Annotated in this window: 19 protein-coding genes; 14 read left to right on the forward strand and 5 right to left on the reverse strand. The window is 36.0% G+C overall.

The window, feature by feature from the left end; genetic code table 11:
• Nucleotides 1-32: 32 nt before the first annotated feature.
• Nucleotides 33-629 (reverse strand): hypothetical protein, encoded by a 597-nt coding sequence (locus tag BAQ44_RS17285; protein ID WP_071722561.1) that lies wholly within the window; start codon nucleotides 627-629, stop codon nucleotides 33-35.
• A 232-nt stretch (nucleotides 630-861) separates the two neighbouring features.
• Between BAQ44_RS17285 and BAQ44_RS17290 the strand changes: the two genes are divergently transcribed.
• The 12 genes from BAQ44_RS17290 to BAQ44_RS17350 all read left to right on the forward strand — a co-directional run bounded on the left by BAQ44_RS17290 (nucleotide 862) and on the right by BAQ44_RS17350 (nucleotide 11,028).
• On the forward strand, nucleotides 862-1,422 hold the full coding sequence (locus BAQ44_RS17290; protein ID WP_071722564.1) for a nitroreductase family protein: 561 nt from the start codon (nucleotides 862-864) through the stop codon (nucleotides 1,420-1,422).
• Nucleotides 1,423-1,536: 114 nt separating this feature from the next.
• The gene (gene spoVR / locus BAQ44_RS17295) at nucleotides 1,537-2,952 is read left to right on the forward strand and encodes a stage V sporulation protein SpoVR (RefSeq protein ID WP_063263469.1); all 1,416 of its coding nucleotides are present in this window, start codon (nucleotides 1,537-1,539) and stop codon (nucleotides 2,950-2,952) included.
• 108 nt (nucleotides 2,953-3,060) lie between these two features.
• Nucleotides 3,061-4,338 (forward strand): neutral/alkaline non-lysosomal ceramidase N-terminal domain-containing protein, encoded by a 1,278-nt coding sequence (locus BAQ44_RS17300; RefSeq protein ID WP_071722566.1) that lies wholly within the window; start codon nucleotides 3,061-3,063, stop codon nucleotides 4,336-4,338.
• A gap of 138 nt (nucleotides 4,339-4,476) precedes the next feature.
• Complete coding sequence (gene cdr / locus BAQ44_RS17305; RefSeq protein WP_071722568.1) at nucleotides 4,477-6,141, forward strand: CoA-disulfide reductase; 1,665 nt, start codon at nucleotides 4,477-4,479, stop codon at nucleotides 6,139-6,141.
• A gap of 185 nt (nucleotides 6,142-6,326) precedes the next feature.
• Entirely contained in the window at nucleotides 6,327-6,590 is a 264-nt protein-coding gene (locus BAQ44_RS17310) for a metal-sensitive transcriptional regulator (RefSeq protein ID WP_000456206.1), read from the forward strand.
• 88 nt (nucleotides 6,591-6,678) lie between these two features.
• The gene (locus BAQ44_RS17315) at nucleotides 6,679-7,239 is read left to right on the forward strand and encodes a sulfurtransferase TusA family protein (RefSeq protein WP_071722570.1); all 561 of its coding nucleotides are present in this window, start codon (nucleotides 6,679-6,681) and stop codon (nucleotides 7,237-7,239) included.
• A 190-nt stretch (nucleotides 7,240-7,429) separates the two neighbouring features.
• Nucleotides 7,430-8,560: an MBL fold metallo-hydrolase gene (locus tag BAQ44_RS17320; RefSeq protein ID WP_071722572.1), complete on the forward strand. Its 1,131-nt coding sequence runs from the start codon at nucleotides 7,430-7,432 to the stop codon at nucleotides 8,558-8,560.
• A 33-nt stretch (nucleotides 8,561-8,593) separates the two neighbouring features.
• Nucleotides 8,594-8,824, forward strand: coding sequence for a sulfurtransferase TusA family protein (locus BAQ44_RS17325; protein WP_071722574.1), 231 nt, complete (start codon nucleotides 8,594-8,596; stop codon nucleotides 8,822-8,824).
• 30 nt (nucleotides 8,825-8,854) lie between these two features.
• Entirely contained in the window at nucleotides 8,855-9,214 is a 360-nt protein-coding gene (locus tag BAQ44_RS17330; RefSeq protein ID WP_061680164.1) for a rhodanese-like domain-containing protein, read from the forward strand.
• A gap of 14 nt (nucleotides 9,215-9,228) precedes the next feature.
• Complete coding sequence (locus BAQ44_RS17335; RefSeq protein ID WP_071722576.1) at nucleotides 9,229-9,525, forward strand: rhodanese-like domain-containing protein; 297 nt, start codon at nucleotides 9,229-9,231, stop codon at nucleotides 9,523-9,525.
• Nucleotides 9,526-9,750: 225 nt separating this feature from the next.
• The gene (locus BAQ44_RS17345; RefSeq protein WP_063263476.1) at nucleotides 9,751-10,230 is read left to right on the forward strand and encodes a DsrE/DsrF/DrsH-like family protein; all 480 of its coding nucleotides are present in this window, start codon (nucleotides 9,751-9,753) and stop codon (nucleotides 10,228-10,230) included.
• A 33-nt stretch (nucleotides 10,231-10,263) separates the two neighbouring features.
• A complete protein-coding gene (locus tag BAQ44_RS17350) occupies nucleotides 10,264-11,028 on the forward strand; it encodes a sulfite exporter TauE/SafE family protein (RefSeq protein ID WP_071722579.1) in 765 nt (254 codons plus the stop codon).
• 33 nt (nucleotides 11,029-11,061) lie between these two features.
• On the opposite strand, the gene BAQ44_RS17355 is transcribed toward BAQ44_RS17350, so the two are convergent.
• A complete protein-coding gene (locus BAQ44_RS17355; RefSeq protein WP_063263478.1) occupies nucleotides 11,062-11,502 on the reverse strand; it encodes a YbjN domain-containing protein in 441 nt (146 codons plus the stop codon).
• A 146-nt stretch (nucleotides 11,503-11,648) separates the two neighbouring features.
• Nucleotides 11,649-12,851, reverse strand: coding sequence for an LCP family protein (locus BAQ44_RS17360; protein WP_071722581.1), 1,203 nt, complete (start codon nucleotides 12,849-12,851; stop codon nucleotides 11,649-11,651).
• A gap of 313 nt (nucleotides 12,852-13,164) precedes the next feature.
• Between BAQ44_RS17360 and BAQ44_RS17365 the strand changes: the two genes are divergently transcribed.
• On the forward strand, nucleotides 13,165-14,163 hold the full coding sequence (locus BAQ44_RS17365; protein ID WP_071722584.1) for a YhdH/YhfP family quinone oxidoreductase: 999 nt from the start codon (nucleotides 13,165-13,167) through the stop codon (nucleotides 14,161-14,163).
• 34 nt (nucleotides 14,164-14,197) lie between these two features.
• On the opposite strand, the gene BAQ44_RS17370 is transcribed toward BAQ44_RS17365, so the two are convergent.
• Both BAQ44_RS17370 and BAQ44_RS17375 read right to left on the reverse strand, forming a co-directional pair.
• Nucleotides 14,198-15,853, reverse strand: coding sequence for a Na/Pi cotransporter family protein (locus tag BAQ44_RS17370; RefSeq protein WP_061680159.1), 1,656 nt, complete (start codon nucleotides 15,851-15,853; stop codon nucleotides 14,198-14,200).
• 347 nt (nucleotides 15,854-16,200) lie between these two features.
• Nucleotides 16,201-17,403 (reverse strand): MFS transporter, encoded by a 1,203-nt coding sequence (locus BAQ44_RS17375; protein WP_071722586.1) that lies wholly within the window; start codon nucleotides 17,401-17,403, stop codon nucleotides 16,201-16,203.
• 319 nt (nucleotides 17,404-17,722) lie between these two features.
• Here BAQ44_RS17375 and BAQ44_RS17380 point away from each other — a divergent pair, with 319 nt between their 5' ends.
• Nucleotides 17,723-18,811 (forward strand): DUF871 domain-containing protein, encoded by a 1,089-nt coding sequence (locus BAQ44_RS17380; RefSeq protein WP_071722588.1) that lies wholly within the window; start codon nucleotides 17,723-17,725, stop codon nucleotides 18,809-18,811.
• Nucleotides 18,812-18,861: the final 50 nt, after the last annotated feature.

Here is an 18,861-nt window from a genome sequence, read left to right on the forward strand (position 1 = left end):
AGAGTATTGAAAAACTCTTCCTTTTTGGCATGTTAATTTGTTTTCTTTTCCTTAATAGACTTTACTAATTTAATCATTTCAGCTCGTATATCTTCTTTTTTTACATTTAATTTTTCTGCAATTTGTTTAATATCCATTCCGTCTTTTTTCATTTTTAGTACATCATCAAGAGGAGTATTACTTTTTTGAGAGATGATTGTTAATACTGTGAGCTGACGTAATCCGATATTATAATCTTTCATTTTTTGTTTTAGTCCGTCTGGTGTAGATTTTTGCATATTTGCTAATTCTTGCAGTAGTGCTTTTTTCGTTTCTTTATTCATATGATACTTTTTCAATTTACTTGGATCTACACCGAAATGCTTTGCTGTTTTCTCCCAAGATTTATTTTGTTTATAGTAAGCTAAAACGTCTTTTATTTCTTTTTTACTCATTCTTGCAATGTGAGCAGCTTTCCAAATTTCATGTTTGTTATAGCCGAGCTTTTCGAGCGACTGCATTTCTTCTTCTGAAATTGGTTTATGATGGTGCACTGTTACTTCTTTTGGTGTGGCAGCGGAAGCAGGGAAATTAGATATCCCGCATAATAATGCTGCCATGGTCATACTTACTACGATTTTTTTGTACATATAAATTCCTCCTAGATGGATAATGTGGAAAACTGTACACATATCATTTCCATAAAATGTGAAATACTTGTGAACAAATCAAGTTTTTTTATTCACAGTATGAAATGACGGTTTTGGAAGTTTTCCAACATAAAACATTGATTAATAGTGAAAAACTAGGGTATAATCGAAATTGAAAATCAATATCAATAATAAACGTATACATATAGATAAAAATAAGGGAGAGAAAAATATGACTACATATACTTCCATCGCAAATGTGATTAAAGAAAGACGTTCTGTTCGCACATTTACAGATAAAGCAGTAGAAAAAGAATTATTAATTGAACTATTAAACGATGCAACATGGGCGCCAAATCATAAAAACCGTGAACCATGGAATTGTAAATTATATATTGGAGAAGGCCGTCAGAAATTAGTAGACGCAGTATTAAACTCTTTCACAGAAGAAGAAAGAGCGAAGCGCGGTAAAATTTTATCAGATCGTTTCTTAAGCACACCTGCACAAATCGTCGTATATATAAATGAAGACCCTCGTCAAATTCAACGTGACGAAGATTACGCTGCAACATGTGCATTTATGCAAAACTTCCAACTGCTTGCTTGGGAACGTGGCTTAGGTTGCGTTTGGAAATCAGGCGGATTAAACTACAATCCATTATTTATAGAAGGACTCGGTTTAACAAGAGGTCAACGCATCATTGGAATTCTTCACCTTGGCTATTTCGATAAAGCACCAGAAGGAAAAGCTCGTACACCGATTACGGAGAAGATGGAGATTATTGAAGGTTAATAGATGAGACATTCTCGTTTTTATGAGGATGTCTTTTTATTATGCAATCAAAACTCATGAAAGCTTGTTCCTCATCATACACTTTCTTAAGGGAAAGTGTAAGGAGGGAAAATAATGAGAGCAAGTGACGATAAAGCACTGCAATATGCGATTGCGGAAATTACGGAAATTGCGACTGGATTTGGGCTTGATTTCTATCCGATGCGTTATGAAATATGTCCAGCTGAAATTATTTATACATTTGGTGCATATGGGATGCCGACGCGGTTTTCACATTGGAGTTTTGGAAAACAGTTTTTCAGAATGAAATTACAATACGATTTAGGTCTTAGTAAAATATACGAACTCGTTATTAACTCTGATCCATGTTATGCCTTTTTATTGGATACGAACTCGTTAATTCAAAATAAATTAATTGTAGCGCACGTTTTAGCACACTGTGATTTCTTTAAAAATAATATTCGCTTCTCTAATACGAAACGAGATATGGTGGAGAGTATGGCGGCAACGGCTGATCGCGTGAAAGCATATGAGCATAAGTACGGAAAGGCAGAAGTCGAAACCTTTTTGGATGCCGTACTTGCTATTCAAGAACATATTGATCCGTCGCTTATGCGCCCTAAACTGGCGTGGAGTATTGATGATTTAGAAGAAGAAGTAGAAAAGAAAAAGGCATCGCAATACGATGACCTATGGAATTTAGATGATCGTAATAAAAAGAGGGAACGGCCCAATGTACGTAAAAAGAAGAAAATTCCGCCGCAACCAGAGAAAGACTTACTTCTCTTTATTGAAGAATATAGCCGTGAGCTAGAAGATTGGCAGCGAGACATATTAACGATGATGCGTGAAGAAATGTTATATTTCTGGCCGCAGCTTGAAACGAAAATTATGAATGAAGGCTGGGCATCATACTGGCATCAACGTATACTTCGTGAAATGGACTTAACATCTGATGAAGCAATTGAATTTGCGAAATTAAATGCAGGTGTCGTACAGCCATCAAAAACAAGTATTAACCCATACTACCTTGGTATTAAAATGTTTGAAGATATTGAAGAGCGCTACAACAACCCGACAGAAGAAATGAAACGAAGAGGCGTCAAACCAGGATCTGGTCGCGACAAGATCTTTGAAGTACGCGAAATTGAATGGGATGTATCATTCTTAAGAAACTACTTAAACAAAGATCTCGTAATGAGAGAAGATATGTACTTATTCCAGCGCCAAGGAAAAGAATATAAAGTAATAGATAAAGAATGGGAACATGTACGTGATCAGCTCGTAAATATGCGTACAAATGGCGGCTTCCCGTACTTAGTAGTAGAAGACGGAGACTACTTAAAGAACGGGGAATTATACATTAAACATAGTTACGAAGGAATTGAGCTCGATTTAAAATACTTAGAAAAAGTATTGCCATACATTCATCAATTATGGGGAAGAACAGTGCATATGGAGTCCATTGTGGAAAGTAAGGGCGTTGTATTTTCTTATGATGGGAAGATGGTGCATCGGAAGTATGTGTGATGAAAAGAACGGACATAGAATGCTATGTTCGTTCTTTTTTATTTGGAATAAGGTTAACTATGCTATTCTTGAAAAAAGGGAGTTATATAGAGAAATGGAGCGATTCAAATGAGCAAAATAGGGGTATGCAAGGTGGATATTACGCCGCCTGTCGGTATTGATTTTGTCGGATATCATAGAGAGACAGGGATAAATAATATTGAAGAGCGTATTTATGGGACAGTTTTTGTATTTGAAAAAGATGAAATGAAAACTGTGTTTATAAGCATTGATAATATTGGGATGTTAGTAGAGGATACGAATATGATTCGGGAGCGAGTAGCTAGCAGGCTTCATGTGCCATTTGAGCGAATAACAGTTGTTTATACACATACACACTCTGGTCCGGAAACTGTTGGTAAGCAACCTTTAGTAAAGTCGTATAAAACGAGTTTAGTAAATAATGTAGTGCACGGTGCTGTTACTGCAAATAATAACTTGAAGCTATGTGAAGTTGGCTGGGGTGTTACGATAGGTGATATTGGGATAAACCGAAGAGAGAGAACATCTGATGGAAGAGCAAAGATGGGAACAAATATAAAAGGTGTTGTAGATAAACGAATTGGTATGTTAGCAATAAGAAATGCTGAAACGAAGGAGCTATCTGGGATTATAGTGTTTTGTACTGCGCATCCGAATGTTTTAAAAGGGGATAGCGATGCATTATCAGCGGATTATCCTGGAATGACGAGGGAGACTCTTGAGAAGATCGTAAACTGTCCTGTTATTATTGTGCAAGGAGCTGCTGGAAATATAAATGCGAAGTATCGCGGTTCAAGAGAAGCAGTAAAGCAAATGGCTTACATGCTTAGTGGACATGTATTAACGATGTTGCCAACAGTTACATATAGCCCAATTGTAACTGTAAGAACAGTTTCGAGTACGATGCAAATGAAGTTGAAAGATATTCCTGAAATGAATGAGATAAGAAGCATGGCTCAATTGGCGGAGAAGCAGTGGGGTGTGAATACGGATGAATGGCTTACTATTGTTTTAAAAAAATATATGAAAGGTATTCGGCAGTTACGTATTGATTTAGAAGTTCAACTGTTTCAAGTTAATGATGGCATGTTTTTTGGTATACCGATGGAACCTTTTTCAGAAACTGCGTTAGAAGTGAAAGAGAGTCTTCGAAATGAACTAGCTTTCTTTGGTGGATATACGAATGGATATATTGGTTATTTACCGACAAGGGAAGAGTTTGCGTATGGTGGTTATGAAGTAGAATTGAATCCTATTGTGTATGGGACGACTACGAATTTATTGATGCCACCGGAGGAAAATACAGCAGATGTAATCGTACAGAAAGTTATAGAACTATACGAAAAAGAACTTGGAAATATCTAAGTTCTTTTTTGTTTCGAATTTGTGAACAAAAGACATATATATTGAAACTGCTTTTTGTACACTTTATTATATACCTATACGGGTATGAGTTTTATTTTTGATGCATTGAGAAAATTAAACAAGATGGAGGTTTGAAATATGTCTAGAAAAATTATAGTAGTAGGTGGAGTTGCGGGCGGGGCATCAGTCGCTGCAAGGCTTCGTCGCTTAAGTGAAGAAGATGAAATTATTATGGTGGAGCGCGGGGAATATATTTCATTTGCAAATTGTGGATTACCATACTACATTGGCGGTGTTATTACAGAAAGACAAAAGTTATTAGTACAAACTGTTGAAAGGATGTCAAAACGTTTTAATTTAGATATACGTGTATTGAGTGAAGTGGTAAAGGTTAATAAAGAAGAGAAAATAATTACTATAAAGAATGTAACTACAAATGAAACATATAACGAGGAATATGATATTTTAATTCTTTCACCAGGGGCAAAACCAATTGTTCCATCTATTCCAGGTATTGAAGAAGCGAAGGCAATGTTTACGTTACGAAATGTACCTGATACAGATCGTATTAAAGCGTATATTGATGAGAAGAAACCACGTCATGCGACGGTTATTGGTGGCGGATTTATTGGAGTTGAAATGGTTGAAAACTTAAGAGAACGAGGAATTGATGTTACTCTTGTAGAGATGGCAAATCAAGTAATGCCACCAATCGATTATGAAATGGCAGCATATGTACATGAGCATTTGAAAAAGCACAATGTTGAGCTTGTTTTTGAAGATGGTGTAGATGCATTAGAAGAGAACGGGACTGTTGTACGTTTAAAAAGTGGCTCAATCATAAAGACAGATATGATTATTTTAGCAATTGGTGTGCAACCAGAGAGCAGTTTAGCGAAGGATGCAGGGTTAGCACTAGGAGTTAGAGGAACGATAAAGGTAAATGAGAGTTTTCAAACATCAGACCCACATATATATGCAATTGGTGATGCGATTGAAGTGAAAGATTTTGTTACAGAAACAGAAACGATGATTCCGTTAGCGTGGCCAGCTAATCGTCAAGGTCGCATGTTAGCGGATATTATTCATGGTCATACAGATTCTTTATATAAAGGTACGATGGGAACTTCTGTAGCTAAAGTTTTTGATTTAACAGTTGCTGCAACGGGCGTAAATGAGAAAATATTAAAACGATTAAATATACCCTATGAGGTAGTACATGTACAGGCGAATTCGCATGCTGGATACTATCCGAATGCTACGCCAGTGCTAATAAAATTAATTTTTAATAAAGATAGTGGAAAAATGTATGGAGCACAGGCGTTAGGGCGTGACGGTGTAGATAAGCGTATTGATGTTATTGCAACGGCAATGAAGGCAAATTTAACTGTAATTGATTTGCCAGATTTAGAATTATCATATGCCCCGCCGTATTCTTCTGCAAAAGACCCAGTCAACATGGTGGGGTATGCAGCAAGTAATATAGTAGATGGTTTTGTGGAAACAGTACAATGGCATGAAATAGATCGTATTGTTGAAAATGGTGGATATCTTATTGATGTTCGAGAGCCTAATGAACTCAAACAAGGAATGATGACAGGCTCTATTAATATTCCGTTAGATGAATTACGGGATCGTTTGGATGAAGTGCCGGTAGATAAAGAAATATATATTACTTGCCAGCTTGGTATGAGAGGGTATGTTGCAGCGCGCATGTTAATGGAAAAAGGATATAAGGTAAAGAATGTAGATGGTGGCTTTAAATTGTATGGGACAGTATTACCAGAACGTGTTGTATATTAATATTTTTTCATCTTCCATTTCAAAACTTGGTGGAAGATGAAAGCCTATATAGTAAGGTTTCACTTCTTGTTTTATGCACATATAAGATAAACATTAAAAATAGGGGTTTACAAAATACCCTACAGGGTATAATATATTGTCATAAGCTATAAATAGTGACATAATGGTAATGAGGTGATTATAGAATGGAATATAATCAAGATATGAAAAATAGATTGAAACGTATTGAAGGTCAAGTTCGTGGTGTGCTTCGTATGATGGAAGAAGGAAAAGATTGCCGAGAGGTTATTACACAGTTAACGGCATCCCGTTCTGCACTTGATCGTACAATTGGACTTGTTGTGGGAACAAATTTAGAGCAATGTTTACGTGAGCAGTTTGAAAGTGGTAACGGTTCAAATGAAGAGTTAATTAAAGAAGCTGTTCAATTACTTGTAAAAAGCCGATAATCTGTCAAACATAAGTGTTGACAGATTTTCAAAAACATTTTAATATACCCCTACAGGTATATGTATATACGTTATGGAGGAATCGACTATGAGTATAAAAGTGGATATGAGTTTAGATTGTAAAGGATTGGCTTGTCCGATGCCGATTGTGAAGACGAAGAAGGCGATGGAAGGTTTGATATCAGGGCAAGTGATTGAAGTTCAGGCAACAGATAAAGGGTCTACTGTAGATATAAAAAGTTGGGCGAGTAAAGTAGGTCATCAATATATCGGGACGAAACAAGAAGGTGATCTATTGATGCATTACGTTAGAAAAGCACATGAGCATGAAGTGAATGAAGTAGTGAAATATCCTCATACAATTACAAATGCGGAATTGGAAGAGTTATTATTAAGCGGTGAAGAATGTATTATAGTAGATGTTCGTGAAGCGGCAGAATTCGCTTTTGGTCATATTCCAGCGGCTATTTCAGTTCCATTAGGCGAAGTGGGCAGTGCAGCATTAGATCAGACGAAGCAAATTTATGTTGTTTGCCGAACTGGTAACCGTAGTGATGTAGCTTGCCAAATGTTGAAAGAGCGAGGGTATGTAGATGTGAAAAATGTCATTCCAGGTATGTTAGAGTGGCAAGGGAATGTGGAAAAATAAAGTGAAACTTTAATCAGTGGGGGTTTTCTTCATCCCCCATTGATTATTAGTTGAACCAATCGGACTTTTATGGGCAGTTGATCCCCAACCTAACTTCTGTGCTTTCGCTGAATTTTGAGCTGGGGGTCTTACTGCCCATTAAAGCGGGATAAAATTTTTTAAATAAAAATATACCTATGGGGGTAATTAGATGAGCATTAAACCGTTATATGCAAAAGATGTTGCAGAGAAAGTTTTATTTGGAGAGTTGTTTATTTTAGATGTTCGTAATGAGACGGATTATGAAGATTGGAAAATTGAAGGGAAACAAATTTCTTCTATAAATAAACCGTATTTTGATTTATTAGATGGTGTAGAGCATATTGTAAGTGAATTACCGAGAGAAAAAGAAATTTTAGTCGTATGTGCGAAAGAAGGTTCTTCGCAGTTTGTTGCTGAGCAATTAACAGAGGCCGGATTAGAAAATATTTATTATTTAGCTGGCGGTATGAAAGCTTGGAGTGAATATGTGAAGCCATTAAAAGTAGGCGATGTACAGGGCGGAGGGAGTATATATCAATTTAATCGTCTTGGAAAAGGCTGTTTATCTTATATGGTCGTTTCAAACGGTGAAGCGGCAGTTATTGATGCAGTCAGAACAGTTGAAGCATATGAAGAGTTCGCGAAAGAGCATGGCGTTACGATTACGAATGTAATGGATACACATTTACATGCAGACCATATTTCGGGTGGACGTAAGTTAGCTGAAAAAGTAGGTGGTGCGTATTGGTTACCGCCAAAAGATGCGGAGGAAGTCGTTTTCTCATATAAACCGCTTGTTGAAGGATCTGTTATTACGGTGGGGGGTACTAAAATTGGAATTGATGCATTATACTCACCGGGACATACGATTGGAAGTACATCATTTATTGTAGATAATTCCTATTTATTATCAGGTGATATTTTATTTGTAGATTCAATCGGACGTCCAGATCTTGCTGGAAAGGCTGAAGATTGGGTGAGTGATTTACGAGAAACTCTATATAACCGATATAAAGTACTATCTCAACGATTAATCGTGTTACCAGCTCATTATTCAAAAATAAGTGAAATGGATGAGAATGGTGTTGTGAGCGCAAAGTTAAACGATTTATTTGCGTATAATGCAGGACTAAACATTGAGGATGAGGGAGAGTTTCGTAAAGTTGTAACGGAGAATTTACCACCTCAGCCGAATGCTTACGAAGAAATTCGTCAAACGAATATGGGTAAAATCCATCCGAGTGTGGATGAAGAGCGTGAAATGGAGATTGGTCCAAACCGTTGTGCAGTTCATGAATAATGAAATAAACAAATAAAAAAAATGGAGGAATAGATGATGAATGTAAAACAAGTATTAGATGCGAAAGGTTTAGCATGTCCGATGCCGATTGTAAGAACGAAGAAAGCGATGGATATTTTACAAACTGGAGAAGTGTTAGAAGTACATGTAACAGATAAAGGGTCAGTTAAGGATATTCCAGCGTGGGCAAATAAAGGTGGTCATGACATCGTAAAGCATGAAGAAGACGCTGATGTGCTAAAGTTTTGGATTAAGAAGGCGTAGCATGTTTATAAATGTAGAGAGGTTGGTTATATGAATACAATATTAAGTACGCTTTTCATTGTACTGGCTGCAGCGCTTGTTATTTCACGTTTTTTACCGGTGAAAGGTGTTCAAAATATAAGTGGAAAAGAATTAAAGAGTATAGCAGGAAAAAAGGGAAAACAATTTATCGATGTTCGCACAGTAGGTGAATATAGAGGAAATCATATGAAAGGATTTCAAAATATCCCGCTAAATGAGTTAGCGAGTAAGGCAAATCAGTTAGATAAAAATAAAGAAGTAATCGTTATTTGTCAGAGCGGGATGAGAAGTAAGCAAGCAGCAAAGGTATTAAAGAAATTAGGATTTCAGCACGTTATCAATGTTTCAGGCGGTATGAATGGCTTGTGAGGAGGAAATTTAAAATGAAAGAAATTACAGCAACAGAATTAGAAGAAAAATTGTTACGTAAAGAAGTAGTAAATATCGTAGATGTACGTGAAGTAGAAGAAGTCGCCGAGGGGAAAATCCCAGAAGCGTGTAATATTCCATTAGGATTATTAGAATTTCGTATGCATGAGTTGGATAAAAAGAAAGAATATATTATCGTTTGTCGCTCTGGCGGAAGAAGTGGAAGAGCAGTTCAGTTTTTAGAGAGTTACGGTTTTCAAGCGATCAATATGGTAGGTGGTATGTTAGCGTGGGAAGGTAAAGTCGTATAGTACAGAGATAAAGTGAAACTTTAATCAGTGGGGATTTTTGTCCATCCCCCACTGATTATTAGTTGAACCAATCGGGCTTTTACGGGCAGTTGATCCTCCACCTAACTTCTTTGCTTCCGCTGAATTTTGAGGTGGGGATCTTACTGCCCGTTAATGCGGGATAAATGATTTGAGCCTTTTTACAAATAATAATATACCCCTATAGGTAATTGGAGGGAGAACAACATGGAACAACAGAAGAAAACAACAATCGTTTTATTTAGCGGAGATTATGATAAAGCGATGGCTGCTTATATTATTGCAAATGGTGCAGCGGCGTATGATCAAGAGGTGACTATTTTTCATACTTTTTGGGGCTTAAATGCTTTAAGGAAAGATGAACATGTGAAGGTAAAGAAAACGTTCATAGAAAAAGTATTTGGAAAAATGATGCCGCGTGGTGTGGATAAGATGGGATTATCAAAAATGAATTTTGCCGGTATGGGACCAAAGATGATTAAAGGTATTATGAAAAAACACAATGCGATGCCTTTACCGGATTTAATGGATTTGGCGAAAGAACAGGGAATTAAACTTGTAGCTTGTCAAATGACGGTAGATTTATTAGGGTTAAAAGAGGAAGAGATTATGGAAGGGGTAGAGTTTGCAGGAGTAGGAGCTTATTTAGCAGATGCTTCGGATGGGAATGTGAACTTATTCATTTAAATCACCTTCTTTTTAGAAGGCGGGGGATATAAGGTGAGTTTAGTCGTATTACTTTTTATAATTGGGTTTATCGGATCGTTTATATCAGGAATGGTTGGAATTGGCGGTGCGATTATTAATTATCCGATGATCCTATACATTCCGGTATTGCTAGGATTTACTGGCTATACGTCACATGAAGTGAGTGGTATTACAGCGGTGCAAGTATTCTTTGCAACTTTTGCAGGGGCATGGGCCTATCGGAAAAGTAATGATATGGATAAAACGTTAGTTATGTATATGGGAGCTAGTATATTAGTAGGAAGTTTCATAGGGAGTTTTGGTGCTAACGTATTAGAGGAACATACGGTTAATGTTGTTTATGCAGCGTTAGCAACAATTGCTGCTATTATGATGTTCGTACCGAAGCGAAATAATGGTGATAAAGTGAAATATAATAAATGGTTAGCAAGTTTGCTAGCGTTTATTGTAGGTGGAGCATCAGGCATTATAGGTGCTGGCGGTTCTTTCTTATTAGTACCGATTATGTTAGTGGTTTTAAAATTGCCGATACGTACAACAATAGCGACATCTATTGCTATTACGTTTATTTCCTCAGTAGGGATTACGACTGGAAAAGTGATAACTGGGCAAGTGGTCGTAATTCCAGCTCTTATTATTGCGATTGCAAGTATCATTGCTGCGCCGCTTGGAGCGCAAGTTGGGAAGAGGATCAATCAAAAAGCATTGCAATATATGTTATCGATTTTGATTGTAGGCACTGCTGTTAAGATGTGGATTGATATGATATCGAAATAAAAGGATGGAGCTGCTTGCAGCCCATCCTTTCATTTATCCCCAAATAACTTTCATTAAGTTTTTATATTGGTCATTTGCTAATCTATATAGCGTTAGCGTATGTTCAAAGACAAGTGCTGGATTAAAGTTTGGTTCTGAGAATGCAAGAGATGTTGTAATATCAATTGCATTTTGCTTGTTTAATGTGAATTTTGCAAATCGATAAGATGTGTTTAATTCATTAATAACGTGCAAAATATCATTTGTTGATGTTGCATCAGGTACGTGAGCAACATTGAAGCAGTATATATCCACGGTAGGATCTTCATTTTGGAAAGCAGCGAGAAGTTGAATTTTTGCGCCAGCTTCTGTCTCTAATCCTACTGAAAAATGAACAGAACCATTGTTTTCATCTATATTTTCTTCCATGTATATATCGTTTGACTTTAAGTAGTCTCTAAAATCTGAGATGTTATGTTTTACTGCAGCTTTCATATGTATGAGCCCCCTGATAATTGGAATAGATTGCTACTATTTATTATAATTTAAAAATATTAAAAAAGATAGTTGGAAAGTTCTGATTTTTTTGTATTGAATAAAAAAGAAGCAGCTCTCTACCTCCATAGAGAACTGCTTCTTTTTTATTCATTGTCGTTAGATGATGTTTCTGTATCTTCACTGTTATTTTTATTTTTCACTTCATTGTTACTTGATTCGCGTTCACTTGAATTTTCTGACTTAGATTCTTTTGTTTTCTCTGTGCTTGTTTTCTTCGAATCAGAGTCTGTTTTTGTATATGCAGGTAATCCAAGGTGAGAACGAAGATCGTTTGTAACTTTTGCTAATTCTTTTTTATCTGGATTGTAGTAATATGTTCGGCCACCACCAGCAGATTGGCTACATGTATCGTCACCTTTTGCCATATAGCAGTCTTCACCTTGAAGTTGTAATTTCTCAATTTCTGAATCCGATCCATACTTATAGAATGAAAGCATATCATCGAATGTTAAGTTTGTAACGAATTGTCCGTTAATATCATCAATGATGTTACCAACTTTTGTTACAGATCCAACGCTTGTTAGTTTCTTTAAAATTGCTTCAATAACGAGCTGTTGACGTTGCCCACGCATTGCATCACTATCGATGTGGCGCGTTCTAGCAAGAGCAAGAGCTTCTTCACTATTTAGCTTTTGAACACCTTTTTTCAGATGAATTGCATCAGCAGTATCATTACTATCTTGTTCAGTAAATTCAACTGGTACATCGACTTCAATCCCGCCTAGATCATCGACAATTTTCATAAATGATTTGAAGTTAAACTTTACAAAGTAATCGACAGGAACATTCATTAATTTTTCAACTGCATCAATACTTGCTTGTGGTCCACCGTCTTTTCCGTTTTTAGTAGAACCGTATGCATGAGCGTGTGTAATTTTATCTTTTTTCTTTTCCACTGGGATATAAGTATATGTATCTCGTGGAATACTTAATAGTTTTACAGTTTTGCTATCTTTATTAAACGTTGCAAGTAATAGTGCATCCGTTCTTATAGCTTCACCATATTCTTTCCCACGGACATCGCTTTCATCAACACCCATGATTAAGACAGAGACGTTATTTGTGATAGGTTTTACAGCTTTATCACGTAAATCAGATTTATCACCGCGCGCTAAATCGTGTGCGGCGTTTCGAACAGCAGAAGATGCTTTATTTACTAAAAACCAAGTATAACCGCCACCTATTATTAAAAAGAATAGAATAACGCTTATAATAATTTTTGTTTTTTTCTTACCTTTTTTCGGTTTACTGCGTGTATTTTCTTGCAAAGATGGGTTTTGCTCCATTTCCTGTACTCCTTCATTTGGATTGAAATACGACACTCACATCCACTTATTATAATGAAATTTAGCGAAAAAAGACATTACAAATCATTTACATTTCGTAAAAATTCAATTTATTTATAAAAAGTCAGATTTCTATATTTTATTTTTCAGATGTAGAATAAGTATAAGGTTTTTTAGTAGAAATGAAAATACGTATTGTGAGAAAGTGATAGAGAAGTAAGATTTGTTGAAATATAGCCAAGAAAAAATGAGTAGGTTTACTTATTTCTTCTATATAATAAAGAAGAATTTGACGGATAAAGGAGAGGCCATAATGAATCATACATCATTCCGAGCAATCGTTGTGAACGAAACAGAAAGTAAGCAGTTTGTAAGAAACGTTGTAGAGAGAGAAGTAAGTAGTTTACCTGAGGGGGACGTATTCATACAGGTTCATTATTCTTCATTAAATTATAAAGATGCACTTTCAGCTACTGGTAATAAAGGTGTAACGAGAACATATCCTCATACGCCAGGAATTGATGCAGCAGGAGAAGTTGTGGGTAGTAAAGGTGAAACTATTAAAGTAGGCGATCAAGTCATTGTAACGGGTTATGATTTAGGGATGAATACTTCTGGTGGTTTCGGAGAATATATTCGCGTGCCGGCATCTTGGGTTATCCCTTTACCAGAGGGAATGTCATTAAAGGAAAGTATGATGTACGGGACAGCAGGTTTTACAGCTGCCTTATCAGTGTATAAGCTTATTGGAGCAGGGATCACGCCTAATATGGGAGATGTGTTAGTAACGGGTGCCACAGGCGGCGTAGGGAGTGTAGCTGTAAGTATTTTAAGTAAGTTAGGATTTAACGTAGTAGGAGCGACAGGGAAAATGGAAGAAGAACAGATGCTACTACGTTTAGGAGCGAAAAAAGTGATTCATCGTACGGAATTGAATGATGAATCAGGAAGACCAATGTTAAAAGGGATATACGCCGGGGTTATCGATACTGTAGGCGGGAGAATGCTAGAAACTGCTTTAAAAACGGTAAAGTATGGTGGCTGTGTAACGACATGCGGTAATGTGGCAGGCGAGGAATTACAAACAACAGTATATCCGTTTATTTTGCGAGGCATAAGCCTTTTAGGGATAGATTCTGTGCAATGCCCAGTGGATGTGAGAAGAGATGTATGGACGCTCTTAGCAAGTGAATGGAAAAATAATGAGTTACTATCTTATACAGAAGAATGTACATTAGAAGAGTTAGATGAGAAGTTTACACTTATATTACAAGGAAAGTTAAAAGGAAGAACGGTTGTAAATATGAAATGAAAAAAGAGACGCTTACATTAGCGTCTCTTTTTTATTATAATGATTGTTTTAAATTGATTTTACCTTGTTCACCTAAAACACCATCAGCGATATTTACAGCGTGATCACCGATACGCTCTAAGTTACTTACCATATCGACGAAGATGATACTTGCATCACCTGAACAGCTACGTTCGTTCAGACGTAATACGTGACGTTTACGAAGAACACGTTCCATTTGGTCGATTTTACGTTCTTTTGCAATAACAGTTTGAGCTAGCTCAGTATCGAAGTTTGTTAAAGCTTCAACTGCATCTTGTAATGTTGAAATTGTTAACTCAAGCATTTCATTTAGTTCAGCTAGTGCTTCGTCTGATAGAGAAACACGGTTTGAAATTTGGAAATCTACAAGTTCTACAAGGTTTTCTACATGATCACCGACACGTTCAATATCTCCAACTACACCTGCTAAAACAGAATGCTTCTCAGAGTCTGTTGGTGAAAGTGGCTTTTCTGATAGTAAAACTAAATACTCGGTAATTTTTTTATCTAAATTGTTAATAGCACCCTCTAATTGAGTAGCCATATCAGCGTGTTTTTTGTCTTGTGTATTTAAAAATTGATTTGCTTCTTTTAATCCATGTAATGAGAACTCCGCCATACGGATGATTTCTTTTTGAGCTTCTGTTAAAGCGATAGCTGGAGATTGCTCAATAAAGATTGGATTTAAATGTTGTGGTTTGAAATCAATAGCAGAATCTTCACCACGAATAAGTTTTGTTACAATCCATGCTAATACAGCGATGAATGGGAATTGAATAACTGCATTTGTTACGTTAAATGTTCCGTGTGCAAATGCAATTGTCATTTCTGGATTTAAGTTTAATGATGTTTGGAAATATTGAATTAAGCTTGTAAATGGTACTAATAAAATCGTAAATATGATTGTACCGACGATATTAAAGATAACGTGAACTAATGCTGCACGTCTTGCGGCAATAGAAGTACCGATTGCTGCTAATACAGCTGTAATTGTTGTACCGATATTATCACCGAATAATACAGGAAGCGCAGCTTTTAAATCGATTGCACCTTGACCGAATAGTTCTTGCAAAATACCAATTGTTGCACTTGAACTTTGTACAATTAAAGTGAAGACTGTACCAACAACAACTCCTAAAATTGGGTTATCACTCATGCTAACCGTTAACTCTTGGAATGACTCTAAAGAGCGAAGAGGTTTCATACCTGCACTCATTAATTCTAAACCGAAGAATAACATACCAAAACCGAATATAACTTGACCTAAAGAATGAACCTTTTTATTTTTAAAGAAGAATAGTAAGATAGCCCCAACTGCCATAATTGGAAGAGCGTATTCTCCGATTTTAATTCCGATAATAAATGCAGTAACTGTCGTTCCGATGTTCGCACCCATAATAACACCAATTGCTTGTCTTAATGTCATAAATCCGGCACTTACAAGTCCGACTGTTAAAGCTGTTGTTCCTGAACTTGATTGGATTAATACAGTAACTAACATACCTGCTAGTACACCCATAAGTGGGTTTGTTGTAAAGCGATCTAGAATATCGCGAAGACGATCTCCAGCTGCTTGTTGCAGTCCATCGCCCATGTATTTAATACCAAATAAGAAAATACCTAATCCACCAATGAACTGGAAGATCATATCTTGAATATTGTATTCCACGCATTCCACTCCTTAAATTTCATGTACGATGTAATTATTAACTAAACCTTGAGGTACTGTAAACGGTTTATCAGTAAAATTTACACTAAATTTACAAAGGGATGAAAAGTTTACAATTCTTTAAAGAAACAGCTGGATTTAATTGGTTTAAGCCCTATATAGACAGTGTTTTTTGTAAAGAAATCACACTTTTTAGAATAGTATTATTCAGTTGGATATGAAGGAAAGCGTCTGCGAGTTCATCGTATATTTTTTGATGAAAGTTAAAAAAATATGTAGGAAAATGATTTTATAAATTTATTTCTCGTTATTCATCTCGTTTTTGTGCATAAAAAAAGCCACTGAAATTATCCAGCAGCTTTTTCTCTGTTTTTATTGCCATGCTTTTGCTTTCTTATACTTGTGATGTAAATGAACAGGAAAGCAATAAGTAATAGAGAGGAATAGCGATATACAGTTGCGTAGTTTGTAAAATGTGCAATGAATCCAAATATAATTGCGCCAGCACCAATTCCAAGGTCAAATGCTGAGAAGAATGTAGCTGTTGCGACTCCTCGTCGGTGCGGTGCTACTCGGTCAATCATCCATGCTTGTAGTGCTGGTTGAATCGCTCCAAATCCACTTCCGTAGCATGCTGCTGCGATAATTAAACTCGGAATGGTAGTTGTATACGACAATAAAATAATACCTGCAAACGTAATAATAACTCCTGGAATAATAACGAACGAATGACCTTTCGCATCGTATAATTTTCCAGAAAACGGACGAGTGACAGCGATTGCAAGTGCATTAAATAAGAAGAAGAGGCTTATATCAGCAATACCGACTTCCGTAGCAAATAATGTAATAAAGCTCCCGATTCCGCCGTACATTAATGTAATACATAATATTAATAATGAAGGAAGTAAAGCTTTGCGCTCAATAAATCCGTCGAGAAAAGTACCAGATGTTTGCTGTGGTGGTTGCGGCGATTTTTTGATTTGAAGTAGTTTCGTTAATATTAATGAAACAATTGTACAGGAAAGTGCACATAAAAAAAGAATCGTGAAGTTATATGTTTGCATCAGCCAAAGTCCGATAAGTGGACCGAGCGCCATTGCAATCGTTCCAGAAAGGCCGAAATATCCCATACCTTCACCGCGGCGAGCTTGCGGAATTAAATCTGAAACGACAGTTCCATATGTAGTCGTTGTAATACCAAACCCAGCTCCGTGTAAAATTCGAACGGCAAGCAATAGGAAGATAGTTGAAGCGAAAAGATAACTGCCCATAGCGAGTAAACAAATAGCAGTACCAATCATTAAAATGATTTTTTTGCTGAACTTTTGCAATGCATTTCCAGTTAGCGGTCTAACAAAAAGTGCTGCAACGGTAAACATACCGACAACAAATCCAATATTGGAACTTGTGCCACCAATTTCTTTCACATAAACAGGTAAAGTAGGAATTAACATTTGAAACCCTAAAAACATACATAAGTTTGCTAGAATTAGCGCAACAAACTCTTTCGTCCATAACGGTTCTCGTTTTACGAGTATTGCCTCTCCCATATATTCATCCCCTATATAAAATTATCTCTGTTCTTTCGAGTATATGTATTGGTCAATGTAACAGTCAAGGAAGGTGCCTTGAAAACGTATAACAATTTTTAAGGTGAAAAAACTGACAAATTTGTGTAAAAGCTACACAACTATGAAAAAAAGATGTAAAGTATAGATGTATAGACTTGTAGTTGTTATGAATGATAGAAATTGTTTTTTCTTTAAAGAAAGCGGATTCAAAAAGTAGTGAATGAGAAGGGGATATATACTTTTTCACTACATATATTTGAAAAGGTTTACAAAACAATGAAGAAAGAGGCGTGTACATATGAGACGATTAGGTATTTCTATTTATCCAGAACATTCAACAGTAGAGAAAGATAAGGAATATTTAACATTAGCAAGTAAATACGGATTTAATCGTGTATTCACATGCTTATTGTCTGTAGATGGAGAAAAAGAGAAAATTATAGAAGAGTTTAAAGAAACGATCTCCCATGCAAATGCATTAGGGTTTCAAGTATTAGTTGATATTAGTCCATCTGTCTTTACACAATTAGGTATTTCATATAATGATTTATCGTTCTTCCATGAGTTAGGGGCGTACGGCATTCGTTTAGATGTCGGTTTCTCTGGGTTAGAAGAATCGATTATGACTTACAATCCATACGGCTTAAAAATTGAAATTAATATGAGTAACGGTACGAAATATGTAGATAACATTATGAGTCATAGACCAAATCGTGAAAATTTAATTGGTTGCCATAATTTTTATCCACATCGTTATTCAGGATTATCATACGATCATTTCATTAAATGCTCGAAACAATTTAAAGATTACGGTATGAGAACAGCTGCCTTTATTTCATCATTTGATGCAACATACGGACCTTGGCCAGTAACAGAAGGATTATGTACGTTAGAGCAGCATCGTGAATTACCGATGACAACACAGGCGAAGCATTTATTTGCGACAGAATTAATTGATGATGTTATTATTGCAAACGCGTATGCGTCAGAAGAAGAATTACAAGCACTAGGTGCATTAAATAAAGAGAAACAAACATTTGATGTAGGGTTATATGATACAACAACAGAATTAGAAAAAATTATCGTATTAGATGAGCCTCATTTTTACCGCGGAGATGTATCTGAATATATGATTCGCTCGACACAAAGTCGTGTGAAATATAAGAAAGAAGAGTTCAAACCGCATAATACACGTGAAATTAAACGCGGTGATCTTTTAATTGATAATGAACAGTATGGTCAATATAAAGGTGAATTGCAAATTGCTTTAAAAGATATGGTAAATACAGGAAAAACAAATGTAGTTGGCCGAATTGTGGAAGAAGAAATTTTCTTATTAGATTATTTACAAGCATGGGATAAATTCGGGTTTACATTAAAGAAATAGATTAAATAAAAAAGGAAAAAACTACTGACTTCAGCAGCTTTTTCCTTTTT

Origin of the sequence: Bacillus mobilis, assembly GCF_001884045.1 — a bacterium.
Taxonomy (GTDB): domain Bacteria; phylum Bacillota; class Bacilli; order Bacillales; family Bacillaceae_G; genus Bacillus_A; species Bacillus_A mobilis.